This is a genomic window from Mycobacterium sp. TH-M106 (genome assembly GCF_057473765.1).
In genome coordinates this window covers 1-1,344 of record NZ_JBYCLE010000063.1, presented here as the reverse complement: position 1 = coordinate 1,344, position 1,344 = coordinate 1, and the positions used below count along the sequence as shown (strand labels likewise).

Here is a 1,344-nt window from a genome sequence, read left to right as displayed (position 1 = left end):
TGGTGCGGCTCTGGTCGGCCATGCCGCGGGTGATGGCCTGGCGAATCCACCAGGTGGCGTAGGTGGAGAACTTGAATCCCTTTGCGTAATCGAACTTTTCCATCGCGCGGATCAGTCCCAGGTTGCCCTCCTGAATGAGGTCGAGCAGTGGCATGCCTCGACCGGTGTAGCGCTTCGCCAGCGACACCACTAACCGCAGGTTGGCTTCCAGTAGGTGACGTCGCGCGGCCTCGCCATCGCGTACCACCCCTGCGAGCTCGCGGCGGCGCTTCTCGCCGAACCGCTTGCGGGTGTCGAGCAGATGCTGGGCGTAAAGCCCGGCTTCGATGCGCTTGGCCAGTTCAACCTCGTCGGCGGCGTTGAGCAACGCCGTCTTGCCGATGCCGTTGAGATAAACGCGCACCAAGTCCGCGGCGGGGCTTTGAGCATCCAGATCCCCATCGATTCCGCTGACGGTGACACTCGCCATGGTGACCTCCCACGTCCTACTCGAACTGCTACCGGTGACAACGCGCGATGCGAGTCCAGAGTTCCCATCCGACAGCTACTTCACGCAAGTTGAGGTGCGGAAATACGCCGGTGATCGTGAGAATGTATTAAGAGCCGGTGGTATTCGGCGGGGAGTGGGGGGTGGCAGATCTCGAGTCGGACGTCTTGTGCTCCAGCGCAGGTCGTTGAGCCGTCGGGAAGAGGGGGGTGCGCCGTCGTTCACCATCGAACCGGCGTGGTTCGTCGGCGCGCCGGGGTGGCCGGTCGTTGGCGATCAGCACCGCCATCCACGGCAGCGGCACCGACGCCGCCACGATCGCCAGCGAGATCATGCCGTTGTGCCACAGGCCGTAGGCGATCGCCGCGAAGACCAGCGCTGGAATGCGAAACGCCATCAACGTCAGGTATTTGCGCACCCGCTCGCGGTGTTGCACCTCGTATGCGGGTGCCGCAGCGGTGATGAGCACCGGCCGACCGTCATCGTCGAAACCCAGCTCCGAGCCGTGCTTCATCACTCCACTGTGGCACACCTGGTGCACACCCGGGCAGCGGGTTGAGAACAGCTGGCGGTTTTGTTGGACAGTAGTGGACAAACGCCAGTTGTCGGAGGTGTGTGCGAGCATCCCTGTTATGGGTGGAAGCGGTGATGTCGCGTGACCCAACGCAAGCTGCGCGCATGGCGCGGGGTGAAACCGGTGGCGGCTCCTGCGGGGGTGGCGATCAGCGCGCGGCTGCGCACCACCGCCGAGGATGAGTTCGTGCTCGATCGGGTGGCGGCGCATCTGGGGGTGTTGCGGCGCGCGGATCTGGCCGCGACCAGCCGGCGCGAACCGGTGGATGCGCGGTGCAGTGACG

At 64.9% G+C, this 1,344-nt stretch carries 3 protein-coding genes; 1 reads left to right on the top strand and 2 read right to left on the bottom strand.

Going from position 1 to position 1,344, the window contains the following annotated elements:
* Together AC2VOP_RS02100 and AC2VOP_RS02095 are read right to left on the bottom strand one after the other, a co-directional pair.
* Positions 1-469 (bottom strand): sigma-70 family RNA polymerase sigma factor (locus AC2VOP_RS02100; protein ID WP_486959429.1); only part of this gene is annotated, 469 nt, incomplete at its 3' end.
* A gap of 127 nt (positions 470-596) precedes the next feature.
* Positions 597-1,019 carry a DUF3099 domain-containing protein gene (locus tag AC2VOP_RS02095; protein ID WP_486959430.1) on the bottom strand — a complete coding sequence of 141 codons (423 nt, stop codon included), beginning with the start codon at positions 1,017-1,019 and terminating at the stop codon, positions 597-599.
* 123 nt (positions 1,020-1,142) lie between these two features.
* Here AC2VOP_RS02095 and AC2VOP_RS02090 point away from each other — a divergent pair.
* Positions 1,143-1,344 (top strand): hypothetical protein (locus tag AC2VOP_RS02090; RefSeq protein ID WP_486959428.1); only part of this gene is annotated, 202 nt, incomplete at its 3' end.